Origin of the sequence: Caballeronia sp. LZ008 (genome assembly GCF_031451435.1) — a bacterium.
In the GTDB taxonomy this organism is placed as follows: domain Bacteria; phylum Pseudomonadota; class Gammaproteobacteria; order Burkholderiales; family Burkholderiaceae; genus Caballeronia; species Caballeronia zhejiangensis.
On the sequence record NZ_JARUXK010000004.1, the window covers coordinates 812,248 to 827,988 of the forward strand.

The 15,741-nt window shown below is 63.8% G+C and carries 15 protein-coding genes; 13 read left to right on the plus strand and 2 right to left on the minus strand.

The features are described from left to right. Window positions 1-293: 293 nt before the first annotated feature. From QCE49_RS28645 to QCE49_RS28685, 9 genes are all read left to right on the plus strand, one after another. Window positions 294-575 carry a DUF3303 domain-containing protein gene (locus QCE49_RS28645; RefSeq protein WP_008353429.1) on the plus strand — a complete coding sequence of 94 codons (282 nt, stop codon included), beginning with the start codon at window positions 294-296 and terminating at the stop codon, window positions 573-575. Between the two features lie 176 nt (window positions 576-751). After that, entirely contained in the window at window positions 752-1,588 is an 837-nt protein-coding gene (locus tag QCE49_RS28650; protein WP_008353428.1) for a 3-keto-5-aminohexanoate cleavage protein, read from the plus strand. 230 nt (window positions 1,589-1,818) lie between these two features. Continuing rightward, window positions 1,819-2,511, plus strand: a complete 693-nt coding sequence (locus QCE49_RS28655) for a FadR/GntR family transcriptional regulator (protein WP_250435735.1) — start codon at window positions 1,819-1,821, stop codon at window positions 2,509-2,511. Between the two features lie 133 nt (window positions 2,512-2,644). Next, window positions 2,645-3,595 (plus strand): dihydrodipicolinate synthase family protein, encoded by a 951-nt coding sequence (locus QCE49_RS28660; protein ID WP_250456738.1) that lies wholly within the window; start codon window positions 2,645-2,647, stop codon window positions 3,593-3,595. A 311-nt stretch (window positions 3,596-3,906) separates the two neighbouring features. Then, a complete protein-coding gene (locus tag QCE49_RS28665; RefSeq protein ID WP_008353424.1) occupies window positions 3,907-5,079 on the plus strand; it encodes an ABC transporter substrate-binding protein in 1,173 nt (390 codons plus the stop codon). Between the two features lie 80 nt (window positions 5,080-5,159). Next, window positions 5,160-6,236: an ABC transporter ATP-binding protein gene (locus QCE49_RS28670; RefSeq protein ID WP_008353423.1), complete on the plus strand. Its 1,077-nt coding sequence runs from the start codon at window positions 5,160-5,162 to the stop codon at window positions 6,234-6,236. Continuing rightward, window positions 6,233-7,096, plus strand: coding sequence for an ABC transporter permease (locus QCE49_RS28675; RefSeq protein ID WP_250440584.1), 864 nt, complete (start codon window positions 6,233-6,235; stop codon window positions 7,094-7,096). The genes QCE49_RS28670 and QCE49_RS28675 overlap by 4 nt, the downstream gene beginning before the upstream one ends. Then, complete coding sequence (locus QCE49_RS28680; protein ID WP_250456739.1) at window positions 7,096-8,004, plus strand: ABC transporter permease; 909 nt, start codon at window positions 7,096-7,098, stop codon at window positions 8,002-8,004. Before QCE49_RS28675 ends, QCE49_RS28680 begins: the two co-directional genes overlap by 1 nt. Next, window positions 8,001-8,936, plus strand: a complete 936-nt coding sequence (locus tag QCE49_RS28685) for an aldose epimerase (protein ID WP_250456740.1) — start codon at window positions 8,001-8,003, stop codon at window positions 8,934-8,936. The genes QCE49_RS28680 and QCE49_RS28685 overlap by 4 nt, the downstream gene beginning before the upstream one ends. A gap of 111 nt (window positions 8,937-9,047) precedes the next feature. Here QCE49_RS28685 and QCE49_RS28690 read toward each other — a convergent pair whose 3' ends face one another. Then, on the minus strand, window positions 9,048-9,500 hold the full coding sequence (locus QCE49_RS28690; RefSeq protein ID WP_008353416.1) for a response regulator: 453 nt from the start codon (window positions 9,498-9,500) through the stop codon (window positions 9,048-9,050). Window positions 9,501-9,695: 195 nt separating this feature from the next. Here QCE49_RS28690 and QCE49_RS28695 point away from each other — a divergent pair, with 195 nt between their 5' ends. After that, window positions 9,696-10,391 carry a response regulator transcription factor gene (locus tag QCE49_RS28695; protein WP_284508307.1) on the plus strand — a complete coding sequence of 232 codons (696 nt, stop codon included), beginning with the start codon at window positions 9,696-9,698 and terminating at the stop codon, window positions 10,389-10,391. A gap of 145 nt (window positions 10,392-10,536) precedes the next feature. Next, window positions 10,537-11,058 (plus strand): hypothetical protein, encoded by a 522-nt coding sequence (locus QCE49_RS28700; RefSeq protein WP_008353414.1) that lies wholly within the window; start codon window positions 10,537-10,539, stop codon window positions 11,056-11,058. Window positions 11,059-11,074: 16 nt separating this feature from the next. Here the strand turns inward: QCE49_RS28700 and QCE49_RS28705 are convergent, their stop codons facing one another. Then, on the minus strand, window positions 11,075-11,431 hold the full coding sequence (locus tag QCE49_RS28705) for a hypothetical protein (protein WP_008353413.1): 357 nt from the start codon (window positions 11,429-11,431) through the stop codon (window positions 11,075-11,077). Window positions 11,432-11,842: 411 nt separating this feature from the next. Here QCE49_RS28705 and mprF point away from each other — a divergent pair, with 411 nt between their 5' ends. Beyond that, window positions 11,843-14,437, plus strand: a complete 2,595-nt coding sequence (mprF, locus tag QCE49_RS28710) for a bifunctional lysylphosphatidylglycerol flippase/synthetase MprF (protein ID WP_250456742.1) — start codon at window positions 11,843-11,845, stop codon at window positions 14,435-14,437. After that, on the plus strand, window positions 14,434-15,729 hold the full coding sequence (locus QCE49_RS28715; protein ID WP_008353411.1) for a virulence factor family protein: 1,296 nt from the start codon (window positions 14,434-14,436) through the stop codon (window positions 15,727-15,729). Before mprF ends, QCE49_RS28715 begins: the two co-directional genes overlap by 4 nt. Window positions 15,730-15,741: the final 12 nt, after the last annotated feature.

Here is a 15,741-nt window from a genome sequence, read left to right on the forward strand (position 1 = left end):
TGGAGTTGCGCCTGCCGTCAGAGTGACTTACGCGCAGCCGGTGCTCGCGACGCCCGTCGTCGTCATGCATTGATCAATGCGATCCACGGCCGCCTCCTAGTATGGAGTTGCGCCTGCCGTCAGAGTGACTTACGCGCAGCCGGTGCTCGCGACGCCCGTCGTCGTCATGCATTGATCAATGCGATCCACGGCCGCCTCCTATACTGGATGAACCGCATCGGCGCAACTGCCGATGCGGCGGCGAGCCCGGCGCGTCGCGCCGTTTCATGGCGTTCCAACAGGAGGATCGAGCCATGCTATTCATCGTCAACTGGACTGCGCAACCCGAGGCCGAACGACTCGCGGCCGAGCGATTCCTGCAAACTCGCGGCGCGCCGCCCGACGGCATTCATCTGCTGGGCCGCTGGCATGCGATCGGTTCGATCTGGGGTATCGCCGTGTGCGAATGCGACAACGTCGAGCCGCTCGCGCAATGGGCGCACGAATGGGCCGATTTGTTCATGTTCGACATCAAGCCGGCGATCACGGACGAGCAGGTCGGAAAAATGCTCGCCGAGTATGCGCAGCGACAGTAGCGGGGCAAGCGGCCCGATTCGTCGTACGAACGCGCGTCGAGAGCTTAGGGTTTGCGTGGCTTGCAGCGGCACGGAGAATGCCTCAACATCACAAATGTACTAGTTAGTTCAAATTTGAGCGCCATATACGATCTCCGCGAAGTTGTTTCAAGCATGGCGCCGTCAAGGAGCGAAGCGTGACCCAATCCCCTACGAAAGAACCTTGCGTCATATCGGTTGCGATCACCGGCTCGGTGCCGCGCAAGAAAGACAATCCTGCCGTGCCGATCACGATTGCCGAGCAGATCGAAAGCACGCACGAGGCGTATGAAGCGGGCGCGACGCTCGTGCATCTGCATGTGCGCGACGAGGATGAACGATCGAGCTCGGACCGACATAGGTTCGCGGAATTGCAGGAAGGCATCCGCAAGCATTGCCCGGACATCATCATCCAGTTCTCGACGGGCGGGCGCGGGCGTTCGTTCGAGCAGCGCGGCGCGATGCTGGACTTGAAGCCTGACATGGCGTCGCTCGCGACGGGATCGGTCAACTTTCCGACGATCGTCTACGAGAATCCGCCCGATTTCGTGCGCTCGCTCGCGCAGACGATGCTCGATCACAACGTGAAGCCCGAGATCGAGATCTTCGATCTGGCGATGCTCTATAGCACCGTCGATCTCGTGAATCAGGGTTTGTTGAAATCGCCTGTGCACGTTCAGTTCGTGCTCGGCGTGAAGAACGCATTGCCCGCGCGACGCGAGATTCTCGAGTTCGAGGTCGAGCAGTTGAAGAAGAATCTGCCGGATGCCACGTGGACGGCTGCGGGCATCGGGCGCCATCAGCTCGAAGTGAATCATTGGACGTTGCAATTGGGCGGACATTGCCGAACGGGACTCGAAGACAACGTGCGCTGGGACAAGGACACGCTCGCGAAGAGCAATGCGCAACTCGTGAGCCGGGTGGCGTCGTTATGCGCGGAGTACGGTCGGCCGGTGGCGACGGCGAAGGAAGCGAGGAAGCTGTTGTCGATCTGAATTTCGATGGCGATGGCCGAAGCGCGCTTGCGGGAGACCGCGGGCGCGTTTTTGTTTACGCTGCGCAATATCGCTTCGCATGCCGAAATGTCATTCAACGCTCGCACTTCGCGTGCGGTGAAATACTGAGCATGGGACAGGCGGCTTGCGGTGCCTCGCGCGAAAAATCTGCCTGACAAAATCTTGCCTTACAATCGGTCTCCACCCTGACAAGCACGTCACGCGCGAACATGAACGAGCGTAAGTCATCCGGCCTCGCCGACCGGATTTATAGCGACATCCTCAACAGCATCATCGAAGGCGAGTTCAAGGAGGGCGACCGGCTCCTCACCGAACACGCGCTCGCGGAACGATTCGCCACCTCGCGTCCGACCGTGCGCGAGGCGCTCGCGCGGTTGCGCGCAGACGGCATCATCGTGACGCGGCGCGGATCGGGAACGATCGTGGGTCGCCGCCCCGATCCCGACGTGCGCCGCTTCGCTCCGCTGGAAACGCTATCCGACATTCGTCGCTGCTACGAATTTCGCGTGGTGACGGAGTCGGGCGCGGCGGAACTGGCCGCCGTCAAGGCCGAGGAGCAAGACGTCCGCGCGATTCAGGACGCGTGGGATCAGCTCGAACGCGTCGTCGAAACGCAGGAGGGCATCGGCGCGAAAGACGATTTCGCGTTTCATCTCGCGGTCGCGCGAGCGTCTAAAAATCAGTTCTTCATCACCGTGCTGTCGTTCATCGAAGAACAGGTCGAAGTCAGCATGAACCTGTCACGCAACCTGTCGTACGTGAAGACGCTCGAACGCCAGCGTCTCGTTCAGAGAGAGCATCGCGAAATCCTTGAAGCGATCCGCGCGCGCGATTCCGCCCGAGCCGGGCAAGCGATGAAGGCGCACCTCGAGAACGCGGTCGAGCGCATGTTCGGTGAATAATTTCGACCCGACAGTTGTCACACAACCTTAGCCAACTTGCGATAAACCGGCTCCCTCCCGGCAAAGTTGCTTGACAACTTTAACCCGCCTTGCTACCTTCTGCGGACCTTTTCCGTCGATTCAGCGAGGCGTCATGAATACCGATCCCATCGTCGTCAGCGAGTTTTCCGCATCCGTCATGGCGGTGCCGCCCCTGGCGCGTCGCCCGGATTATTCGCTCGATCCCGAAGCCAACCGCAGGCTGATCGCTCACATCGAGGCCGGCGGCGTGTCCACGCTGCTTTACGGCGGCAACGCGAATCTGTACCACGTCGCCGTCAGCGAGTTCCGGGAGTTGCTTGACATGCTGGCCGGGTCGGCTGGTCCGCGGACTCGCGTCATTCCGGCCATCGGCCCTGACTACGGGAAGATGCTCGATCAGGCGCGCATCCTCGCGCAGACGGGCTACCGCACCGCGATGATCCTGCCGCTCGCGGGTTTCACCACGCCGGAGGGCGTCGCGCACGGCCTCAGACGTCTTGCCGATGTGGCCGGCATGCCGTTCACGCTCTATATCAAGAGCGAGAGTTACATCGACGTGGACAGGCTTGCCGGCCTCGTCGATGACGGCACGCTGCTCGCGGTGAAATACGCGATTCAGCGGGCCAATCCAGCGGACGACGGCTATCTGCGGCGCTTGCTCGAAAGCGTGCCGGCGTCGAAGGTCGTGTCGGGCATGGGCGAGCGCCCCGCGCTGGTTCACACGCGCGACTTCGGTCTCGCGTCATGGACGACCGGCTCGGGATGCATCGCGCCGCACGCAGTGATGGCGCTGCTGCGCGCCGCAAAAGCAGGCGGCACCGGGGCCGATTCCATCCACGAGCACTTTATGCCGCTCGAAACCCTTCGCGACGAAGTCTCGCTGATCCGCGTTCTGCACGACGCCGTGACCTTATCGGGCATCGCCGACATGGGCCCGATACTGCCGTTGCTGAGCGCGTCGCCTGAAGCTGCCTTGCCGGCCATCGAACGTGAAGCGCGCGCGCTGCTCGCATTCGATGAAACCCTCCGCGTCTCCGGGAAACGTGAAGGAAACCCCAGTTAAATACAGGTTAAAGCGGGAGGTAACAAGCGCTCGGGGTATATCCCGAGACGGCTTGCAAAGCGCTATCGGCAGAGGAAAAAAGCCGGTTCGGCTGTTGGTAACAGCATCGGCGGGTTGCGATTTGCTTGACATCCTATAACCTCGTTAGCTATTTTTCAGCATCCAAGCCGCAACGAGGACGCACGCGCACGATAGACACGCAAGAATCAGAACGAAGTACAAACAGGCCGGCGATCAACACAATCGACAACATCGACGATCCGACCGGACCTCTTCCCGACCAGCGGTTGCGAGAGAAGTGAGGAGACAACATGGCTTTCAAGGCAGGACTGTCAGTGAAACTGGCGGCGATTTGCGTCGCCGTGAGCGCGGCTTTCGGCACGAGCGCGGCCCACGCGGCCGATCCCGTGTCGATCAACATCGTCGACGTTGCAGGCAATCTGCAACTGACGCAAAAGGGCTTCGAGGCGTTCAAGGCCAAGTATCCGGACCTCGTGTCCAGCATCACGTTCACGAATGCGCCGGCGCCGCAACTGCCGGGCAAGATCAAGGCGATGCAGGCGGCGGGGCGCTCGGACATCGACCTCGTCGTGACGGGCACCGACGCGCTCGCGGCCGGCATTCAGCAAGGTCTGTGGGAGAAGCTTCTGCCCGACAACGCCAAGGCATTCCCCGGCGTGCTCGACAAGTACGCGCCCGGTCCGCGCAAGATGCAGGACATCGCGCAGGGCTACGGTCTGGAAGTGACGTACATGCCAGCGGGTCCGCTGCTCGAATACAACCCGGCCAAAGTCACCGATGTCCCCAAGACGCCGGATCAACTGCTCGCGTGGTGCAAGGCGCATCCGAACAAGCTGATCTACGCGCGTCCGGCCAACTCCGGTCCGGGCCGCACCTTCCTGATGGGCCTGCCGTACGTGCTCGGCGACAAGGACCCGATGGACCCGATCAACGGCTGGGACAAGACCTGGGCGTTCCTCAAGCAACTGAACGACTGCATTCCGTACTACCCGGGCGGCACGTCGGCCGTGATGAAGGAGCTGGGTGAAGGCACGCGCGACATGACCGTCACCGTGACGGGCTGGGACATCAATCCGCGCGCGCTCGGCATCGTGCCGGCGGAATTCAAGGTCGGCGCATTCGACAACATGACGTGGGTCAACGACGCCCATTACATGGTGATTCCGAAAGGCGTGCCGAAGGAAAAGCTCGACGTGCTCTACAAGCTGATGAACTTCATGCTCGAGCCGGCGCAGCAGGCGCTGACATATGACGATGGCTATTTCTATCCGGGCCCGGCGGTGAAGGACGTGCCGCTCTCGATGGCGCCCGCGAAGAGCCAGGAAGTCATCCAGAAGTTCGGCCGTCCGGAATACGCGAAGCTCCTCGCCGACCGTCCCCACGTACTGCCGCTGAACGCGCAGGCGATGGTCGCCGCGTTCCAGAAATGGGACCGCGAAATCGGCGCGGCGAAGACGAAGTAAGTCGACGTATCGGTGTGATGAGACGGCGACGTTCCTCGCGAGGAGCGTCGCCGCTTGTACAAAAAAGCGCAGGAAATGTCATGAAGCACACTTTTGAGCAGTTGCGCCTCGACTCGGTCTCGCGCAGCTTCACCAACGCCGAAGGTCAGCAACTCGCGGCGTTGAAGGGACTCGATCTGAACATCCAGCGCGGCGAGTTCATCGCGCTGCTCGGACCGTCGGGCTGCGGCAAGTCGACCGCGCTGAACTGCATCGCCGGATTGCAGCCGTTGACCGGCGGCGGCATCTGGCTCGACGACAAACGTATCGACGTGCTGCCGCCCGAAAAGCGCGGCTTCGGCATGGTCTTTCAGAACTACGCGCTCTTTCCGCACATGTCGGTGCTGGACAACGTCGGTTTCGGATTGAAGATGCGCGGGGTATCCAAGGCCGAAGCGACGAAGCGGGCGAAAGCCGCGTTGCAACTCGTGCAACTGATCGGCCACGACGCCAAGCTGCCCGGTCAGCTTTCCGGCGGCCAGCAACAGCGCGTGGCGATCGCGCGCGCGATCGTCATCGAACCGCCGCTCGTTTTGATGGACGAGCCGCTCTCTAACCTCGACACCAAGTTGCGCATCGAAATGCGCGCCGAGATTCGCCGCATCCACGGCAAGCTGGAGCGCGCGACGATCTACGTCACGCACGATCAGGACGAAGCGCTCTCGATGGCCGATCGCATCGTCGTGATGAAAGAGGGCGTCGTGCAGCAGGTCGCGTCGCCGAAGGAAGTCTATTCGCGTCCCAAGAACCTGCACGTCGCGCGGTTCATGGGCTTTCGCAATGTCGTGCAGGCGACGCTCGAAGGCACGCAGGGCGATTGCGTCGCGGTGAACGCGAACGGCGTCAGGCTGCTCGGCACGCCGATGGAAGGCTTCGACAGCAAGCGCGTTGCGGTCGCGCTGCGTCCGGAAGACATGGAGCGCGTCGCGCCCGGCACGGAAAACGCGTTCGACGCGCACGTCGAAGTCGTCGAGTACGGCGGACGCGATTCGCTCATCATCATCGATACGGCGTTCGGCAAGCTCTGGGCGCGCATCGCGGGCGAATGCAGCGAAGGCGAGCGCATCACGCTGCGCGTCGCGCCTTCGAAGACGCTCGTGTACGGAGAAGAAAAATGATCGCGCTTCCCGCGCAGCGCGATCCGAAGGGCTGGCTCGTAGCGCCCGCGCTCGTCTTCATTCTCGCGCTGTTCATCTATCCGTTCGCCTACGGGCTGATGCTGTCGTTCAATCCGATGAACGGCGGCGGCATATGGGCGAACTACGTCACGTTCTTCACCGATTCGTCGATGTGGCCGACGATCATCGTCACGCTCAAGCTCGCCGTGCCCGCGACGATCATCAACGTCGGCGTATCGGTGCCCGTCGCGTTCGCGCTGCGCCGCACGTCGCCGTGGCAGAAGTTCGCGACGACGCTGCTCGTCGTGCCGGTGACGCTCGGCACCGTGCTGATCGCCGACGGCATGCTCACGTACTTCAGTCCGAACGGCTGGTTCCCGCAGGCGTTGCAGGCGCTGCATCTCTACGGCGATGAAGTGCGTCTCACGCACAACTACTGGGGCGTGCTGATTTCGCTGATCGTGTCGGGATTTCCGTTCGCGTTTCTGCTGACGCTTTCGTACGTGACCGGCATCGATCCGACGCTCGCGCGCGCGGCGGCCACGCTCGGCGCGAATCCGTGGCAGCAGTTCCGTCAGATCTATCTGCCCTTGCTGTTGCCCGGCCTCACGATGACCGCGTGTCTCTCGTTCGTGCAGGCGTTCTCGGTGTTTCCGTCGGCGGTGCTGCTCGGCGCGCCGGCCGGCCCGACGCGCGTGATCTCGATCGCCGCATCGGAGGCTGCGTTCGAAAACTACGACTACGCGCTCGCATCGACCATCGCGATCGTGATGGGCTTCGTGCAGTTGCTCGTGGTCGGCGGCATGCTCGGCGCGCGCCGCTTCTTCTATACGGGTCCGGTGACGGGAGGCAAGGGATAATGACGACCGATAACCGCGCGGCGTCCGGCTGGCAGGCCGGCGCCCCGACTCGAAGCACGGGCAAAAAGATGAAACAGCAAGCGAGCCTGCGCGCCAGGCTATGGAAGTTCTTCGTCTGGACGACGATGGCCTTCTTCCTCGTCAACGTGCTGCTGCTGATCGCGACGGTCGCCGTGAATTCGGTGGCGACGCGCTGGTTCGGCACGCTGCTGCCGCAGGGCTTCACGCTGCACTGGTACGCGCAGGCGTGGAGCGACTTCCAGCTTTCGAGCGTGCTGCTCGTGACGCTCGAAGTGGTCGGCGCGGTCGTGCTGCTGTCGATCGCGCTCGGCGTGCCCGCCGCGTATGCGCTCGCCCGCGTGCAATTTCCCGGCAAGCGTTTCGCGATGCTCGTCTTCCTGCTGCCGCTGATGGTGCCGCCCGTGACCTACGGCATCCCGATGGCGACGGTCATGTACAAGTTCCATCTCGCGGGCACGCTGACCGGCGTGATCCTCGCGAACCTGGTGCCTGCGCTGCCGTTCGTCATTCTCGTGATGACACCGTTCATCGAGCAGATCGATCCGAATCTGGAATCGGCCGCGCGCATCTTCGGCGCGAACACGGCGAAGTATTTCCGCTACGTGCTGCTGCCGCTGCTCGTGCCGGGCATGCTGGCTGCCGGCTTGCTGGTGCTGGTGCGGACCATCGGCATGTTCGAGCTGACGTTCTTCACCGCCGGTCCGACGACGCAGACGCTCGTCGTCGCGCTGTACTACGCGGTGTTCTCGACGGGCGTGCGCGCGCCGCAGTCCATCGACGCGATGGCGATGATCTACATGGCCATCACGATGATCTGGGTGCTGATCGCGTTGCAGTTCGTGAGCCCGACGCAGCTCGTGTCGCGCGTGAAGGAACAGAAGCAGTGACGAAATTTCGTGCAGTTGGAGAGCTGAACGCGGAACGGCGCCTGAGTATCGCGAGCGGGCCGCATGTGATCGAAATTGCGCCGATGGCGGGCGGGCGCATCACGCGCTTCGCCACGCGGGATGCGCGCGGATTGCATGACTGGCTCGCGCCGGTGACAGTCGCGAGCTGGTCTTGCGATGCGTGGCCCAAGGGCGGCAGCTATCCGCTCGTGCCGTTTTCGAATCGCGTGCGCGATGCGCGTTTTCCCGCGCCGGACGGTTCCGTCGTCGAACTGGCGACGTTTCCAGGCATGACGCACGCATTGCATGGATTCGGCCAGTACGCGGCGTGGAGCGTCGAGTTGCACGAGGCGGATTGCGTCGTGATGCGTTACACGCATGGCGAGGGCGAGCACGGCTGGCCGTGGGCGTTCGAGGCCGTGCAACTGATCGAGGCCAATGCGGATGGCGCGCGGCTGTCGATGCGTGTCGCGAACCGGTCGTCGAGCCCGATGCCGGTCGGCCTCGGTTTTCATCCGTATTTCGGCGCGCTGGAAGCCGAACTCCATACGACGACGCATTGGCGTCACGAAGCCGAAATCGCGATCGAGCCGACGGACGAACGTCCCGCGCTTCTCCACCAACGCGAGACGGAAGGGTACACGCGCTATCTGAGCGGCTGGGACGGCCGTGCGACGCTGCATTACGCTGACGGCCGCACGCTCGGATTGATCGCCGACGACGCGCTCGGTCACGTCGTCGTGCATTGTCCGGCCGGGGCGGGTTATCTGTGCGTCGAACCGGTGTCGCACGTGAGCGACGGCTTCAATCTCGCGGCGCAGGGCTTGCGCGGGACGGGCATCGCCGTCATCGAGCCAGGTAGTGAAATACAGGCGTCGCTCTCGATGGCAGCCGGCGCGAACCCGGCCCGGCACGACGGCGCCGCCGCCTGACGCGCGCTTCGACACAGGCGCGCTCGCGGACCGCGCGGCAGCGCGATGCGTTCGCGGGCAGCACGCCCCCGACGATGCAAATATCCGTGTTCATGGCGCACCTCCATCGACTCAGCGCGTGAGCGGCATCGAAAAGAACGATTCGACGAGATCGACGATGCGCCACGTCGCGCAAGGCCGGCGGCAATGGGCGTCGAAACCGGCGTCCTTGAGCGTCTGCACCGGATCGGCGGGCCACACGTTGCTCATCGCGACGAGCAGGCGGCCGGTGACATCGCCGTCCGTACTCAACGTGCGCAGAAAGACGTAGCCGGATTCGTTGTCAAGGCTCGTGTCGAGAAGCAGCGCGTGCGGATGCCAGCTATTGACCAGCGCGCGCACCGATTTCAGATCCTGCGAAAGGATGACCTGCAAGCCTTTGAGCCGAAGTTGCACGGCGAGCGAATCGCCGATCGACTTGTCCTTGTGGGCGATCAGCACACGGCGCGATGCGTCTCCGGTACGCGCCCGCTTGATGCGCCACAATGCGAATTCGCTTTCGCTGGCGGCCAGACGGCTTGACATCTCATCCTCCATTCTCGTTTTGGGTTACGTGGTGATTCGACTGCGTTCAGTTTCGGCCGAACGTGCCGGTCGCTAAACCCGGCGCGGGAGGGGAACGCGGGGGATTTTGGGAGACTGCCGAATGTATCCCTGCGAAAGGAGGGTGGAAGTCGGGCAAGGCGCGCGTAATATCGGAACCGTTCTCGGAGCGTCGCAATGGAAAATGGCTATTTCAAAACTGTGTTGCTAGTAGAGGACGAAGGGCTCACCAGGAGCGCGATGAAAAGCCTGATCCTGGCGAACGAGCCTTTGCTCGAAATCGACGAAGCCGATGGAGTCGAGCAGGCGAAAGCCAAGCTTTCCGCCAATACCTACGATCTGATGTTTCTCGACTACCACTTGCGCGGCCAGGCGACCGGCAGGGATCTGCTCAACTGGATCCGCGAAGAAGAACGCGAGGTCCAGACGATCATGCTGTCGGCGCAGGATGACCGCGACACGGTGCTCGAATGCATCAAGAACGGCGCGTGTGGATTCATCTCGAAGGGCAGCGAGCAGGGCGCGGGCGTGTTTCGCGAGGCGCTGAAAACGATCCTGAACGGGCGCGTCTATTTGCCGAATACGGTGCTGGGCAAGGGCGGCCACAGCCCGAAGCCGGTTTCGCCGCACGCGGGCGTGACGATCGAATCGCTCGAACTGCCGCCGCGCCTCACCGAGACGCTGCGCTATCTGCTGCAAGGGCTGTCGAACAAGGCGATCGCGCGAAAGATGAACATCAGCGAAAACACCGCGAAGGAATATTCGAGCGATCTGCTCGCGCGCTTTCACGTGACGCGGCGAACGTTTCTAATCGTCGAAATGGCGCGGCGCGGGATCGAAATGCCGATGAGCAATACGTCGTCGGCCTCCTGAGCCTCCCGTTTCTCTTCCTCGACGCGGGCGCACCGAAAGGGCGTCCGCGTCGTCTTTTTTTCATCGGTCCGATGAATCATCCCGGGGATGGTAAGGTAGAGCCCGGACTAAATTTGAGATGGGGTCAGCGTAGGTGATTCGCAGGATGACGTTCACGAAAATGCAAGGCGCCGGCACGGCATTCACGGTGACAGCGGCGCTGCTTCTTGGCGCATGTGCGCCGCTTCCGCAGCAGAACGACACGGACGCGGCCGCGGCGGCATCGGCGGCATCGGCCGCGCAAGCGGCTCAGGCGGCGGTCAAGGCGCCCGTCGCGCCGGCGCCGCCGGGGGAAAGGCGCATCATGGTCGGCACCGCGAACGGCTATCACCTGATGCTCAAGACGACGCCGCCATCGCAAGTCTGCGACGACAACGCGTTCGCCGACGGCGTGCGCTACGGCTATGCGCTGACATGGAACCGGCTCGTCAGCGAAGACGTGCGCAACGGCGGCAAGGCGAAGCGCAAGTTCGACGCATCGGCCGTTCATTCCCAGGACGATCAATACAAGATCCAGTGGGAAGGAAAGGAGCGCGTCAACGCGTGCGCGTCGGATGGTTATCTGATCGGGCGTGTCGTCGGGACGCATCTCGCCGGCGTCGACATGCGCAACGGCAAGCCCTCCTGAAGCGCGGAAACCGGGTTTAATCGCAGGTGTGCGTCGCGGTGACGTAGCGGCCGGCCGCCGCGATGTCGCCGTAGATCGTGTAGCCCGTGCCGTTCGCCGACGCCTGCGCGATGACGAGCACCAGTGACTGGCTCGTCAGGCCGCCGCTGGGCACGGAGACGGCCAGCGTGTCGGAGCTCGGCGAGTATTCGCGCACGCGCGGCGCGATCGGCGTCCATTTTTCCTTCACGCAGCGGATGAACTCGTACGGCTTGTACTGCGACGTGCCCGACCCGAACGGGACGGTCTTGAGCAGGGCGTCGTCGGTCGAAACGCAGGCGCTCAGGGCGCACGCGCCGATGGCGGCGAACAAGATCGATGTGGTTTTTCTCATGATTCCGATGCCTTTTTCTGTAGTATCCGCTTAAGCTACCGACCCGCGTCTATTCGATGCCCGACAAGCTTCACGGCCGTCGATCCTAACCGTTTCCCTGACAAACCGTAAAGCATGGGCGACCGCTCGTTCGTGCCGGTCGCGCCGTCCGGAACGCCGCGCCAGATCTGAAAGCAAGCTTTCGATCCGTAGTTTTCCCAATATTGGTCAAGTCGGGTCAACCATGGCCGTTATATAGGCGTTTCACACGTTGAAGCCTTTTGTATGGCGCGAGCGCGGGCGGCGGGAGCCGAAATGGCGCTCTCCGTCCGCGCGAAGTCCCGGCAATGCGTGGACCCCGATAACCTTGACGTACCGTTGCCGTCGTCGATTCGCTGACGAAACGCAGCGTGAGCCAGTTTCATAGAACGCATGTCTCGCACAAAGTTGCTCGCCCGGCTTCGCGCCATTTCCCCGATCGGACGTTTGTCCGGCGGCGTCGATCTTCAGCGGCTCGCCGCGCCCGTGCTCACGGTCGTCATCTGCGTGCTGCTGCTCGTCGTCTTCCAGCATCTTTCGCGCTCGGTCGATTACAAGTCGGTCATGCACTCGCTGCGCATGATGACGGCGCAAGCGTGGTTCGCCGCGCTGTTCGCCACCGCGCTTAGCTTCGCCGCGCTCGTCGGGCGTGACGCCGTGGGGCTGCGTCACATCGGCGTCGCGGTGCCGCGCTCTTTGTTGTGGGTCGGCGCGACGGTCGGTTCGGCGCTCGGCAACGTGACCGGTTTCGGCGCGCTGACGGGCGGCGCAGTGCGTTGCCGCGTGTACGGCGCGGCCGATGTCACGCCCGCGCAAGTCGGCCGTCTGACGATTTTCACGAGCATCACGCTCGCGCTGTCCCTCGCGTTCATGGCCGCCGCCGGCATGGTGTTCGGCGCGGAGACGCTCTCCGGCATGATGCACCTGCCGCCGGCCGCGTTGCGCGCGACCGGCGCGGCGCTGCTCGCCGTTTTCGCCGCGATGGTCATCGTCTGCGGCCGCGAGCCGCGCACTTTGCACTCGCGCTGGAAGTGGCTGTCGTTCACCGTGCCGGCGCGCCGCGATTTCGTCGCGCAGGCCGCGCTCGCCGTCGTCGACGTGTTCGGCGCCGGACTCGCGCTCTGGGCGCTCCTGCCGAATCCCCAGGTCGGCTTCGGCAAATTCATGACGGTCTTCTCGGCGGCGATGCTGCTCGGCATGATCGGCCATACGCCGGGCGGCGTCGGCGTGTTCGAGGCGGCGATGGTCTTCGCGCTCGGCGGCAGCGCACAGACGCCGGACGTCGTCGCCGCGCTGCTCGCGTATCGCGCGATCTACTTCGGCTTGCCGCTGATCCTGTCGGCCGGCGTCATGGCCGCCTTCGAAGGCCGCGCGCTGAAAGGCCGCTTCAATTTTCTGAGCCCGCATCACGTTTCGCAGCTTGCGCCGTTGTTCCTGTCGATCGTCACGTTCGCGGCAGGCTCGATGCTCGTCATCTCGGGCGCGACGCCCGCGTTCAAGATGCGTATCGCGCTGTTGCAGACCATCGTGCCGCTTTGGGTGCTGGAAAGCTCGCAACTGCTCGGCTCGGTGCTCGGCGTGCTGCTGCTGTTCGTCGCGCGCGGTCTCATGCGCCGCCTCGACGCCGCCTGGTGGCTCGCGCTGATTCTCGCGGTGGCCAACCTCGCGCTGTCGCTCGCGAAAGGTCTCGCGTTCGTCGAAGTGGGCGTGCTCGCGTTTCTCGTCGTGCTGCTCGTCCTGACGCGCGAGCGCTTCAATCGCCGTTCATCGCTCTTCGCCGAGCGTTTCACCGCGACGTGGCTCATTTCGATCGGCGTCGTGATGGCGCTCGCCGTGTGGATCATGTTCTTCGCCTTCCGCGACGTGCCTTATAGCCGCGATCTCTGGTGGCAGTTCGCATTCGACGAGCGCGCCCCGCGTGCGCTGCGCGCGACGCTCGCGGCGGCGCTGTTCGCGTCCGCGTTCGCGGTGTGGCAACTTCTGCGCCCGGCGGCGGGCCGCTTCGTGAAGCCCGCGCCGCAGGATCTCGCCGATGCCGCACGCATCCTGCGCGCGCAGGAACGCAGCGACGCCGGCCTCGCGATGATGGGCGACAAGAGCTTCCTCTTCTCCGAGTCGCGCGAAGCCTTTCTGATGTACGCGAAACACGGCCGCACGTGGGCCGCGCTGCACGATCCGGTCGGTCCGCGCCGCGAGTGGGCCGAACTGATCCGCAAGTTCGTCGAGCTCGCGCACGCGCACAACGGCCGCGCGGCGTTCTATCAGGTGCGCGCCGATGCGCTGCCGCTCTATCTCGACGCCGGCCTCACGCTGATGAAGCTCGGCGAGGAAGCGCATGTCGCTCTGTCCGACTTCGATCTGAAGGGCTCGCATCGCTCGCATTTGCGCTATGCGATCAAACGCGGCGAGCGCGACGGTCTGGACACCGAAGTCATCGGACCGGAGCGCATCGGAGCAAGCATGCCGATGTTGCGCGCCATCTCCGACGACTGGCTCGGCAGCCGCTCGGCGCGCGAGAAGAGCTTCTCGGTCGCGGCGTTCAACGAGGAATACCTCGCGGCGCAGTCGGTGCTGCTCGTGCGCCAGCAGGGCGAGCCGGTCGCGTTCGTCACTTTCATGACGACCGACATGAACACCGAAGCGACCGTCGGCGTGATGCGCCATGTTTCGGCCGCGTCACCCTATGCGATGGAATATCTCTTCACCAAGCTCGCGCTGCATCTGAAGGAAGCGGGTTTCAAGTCGCTGTCGCTCGGCATTGCGCCGCTGTCGGGCATGGAGCCGACGCCGCTCGCATCGCCGTGGCATCGGATGGCCGGACTGGTGTGGCGCTTCGGCGGCCGTTTCTACAACTTCCGCGGTCTGCGCGGATTCAAAAGCAAGTTCCAGCCGCGCTGGGAGCCGCGCTATCTGGCGGCGTCCGGCTCGGTCGGTGTATTTTTCACTTTGGCGGATCTTTCGCTCCTCGCGGGCGGCTGGCGTTCATGAAATTCCTTTGCAAGAAAGCGGCGGCGCTCGTGGTGGCCGCCGTCTGTGGTGTGTCCGTGACGGGTATGGCGCATGCCGCCGAGTCGATCTCCGGCGGACGTTACGGTCAAGTCCAACTCACGAAGCCTGCGGGCGACATGACCGGCTTCGTCGTGCTGTTTTCCGAGAAGAGCGGCTGGACGCCGGCCGATCAGCAGGCCGCCGATGCGCTCGCCGCCAAGGGCGCGATGGTCATCGGCGTCGACACGCCGCGCTATGCCGCGCGCCTCGCCGCCGACAAGACCGAGAAGTCCTGCCACAACCTCGTCGGCGATGCGGAAAACATGAGCCATCAGCTCGAACGCACCGTTCAGTCGAATCGATATTTTTCGCCGATTCTCGTCGGCAGCGGGCAGGGCGCGATGGTCGCGGAAAGCGCGCTGAAGCAGGCGCCGGACAACACCGTCGCGGGCGCGGTCTCGCTTGCGGCCGACCCGATGCTCGACCCGCGTTTCAATCCGTGCGCGCCGGATGCGACCATCATCCACGCAAAGGGTTTGCCGGGCTTCTTCGAATACACGGCCGTGCTGGAAGCGAACCGCTCGAAGGCCGACGCGCTCGTCGCGATGACGGCGCCGCGTCTGAAAAAAGCCGGGCGTCCGACCGAGAACGATGTCTCCGATCTCCCGCTGATCGAACTGCGCGCCGCGCAACCGACCGACTTGCTGGCGATCGTGATTTCCGGCGACGGCGGCTGGCGCGATCTCGACAAAACGATGGCGCTGGCGCTGCAACGCGATGGCGTGTCGGTGATCGGCGTCGACTCGCTGCGTTACTTCTGGAGCGAGAAGTCGCCGCAGCAAACCGCCGACGATTTGGCGCGAATCATCCGCACGTACAACGCGCGCTGGCATACGAGCCATGTCGCGCTCGTCGGCTATTCGTTCGGCGCGGACGTGATGCCGTTCGCGTACAACCGTCTGCCGGACGCAGTCCGCGCGCAGGTGTCGTATATCTCGCTGATGGGCTTCGCGCCCGACGCTGACTTCCAGATTCGCGTGACGGGCTGGCTCGGCATGAAGGCGAGCGACAAGGCGCTGAAGGTGCGGCCGGAATTCGACAAACTGCCGCCATCGATGGTGCAGTGCATCTACGGCGCGAACGAAGAAGACACGCTGTGTCCCGCGCTGACGAAGACGGGCATCGAAGTGGTGAAGCTGCCGGGCGATCATCACTTCGGCGGCGACTACGATGTGCTCGCGCGGCGGATTCTCGCGGGCTGGCGCAAGCAGATCGCGGCGCGGCAGCAATAACGCAGCGCCGCG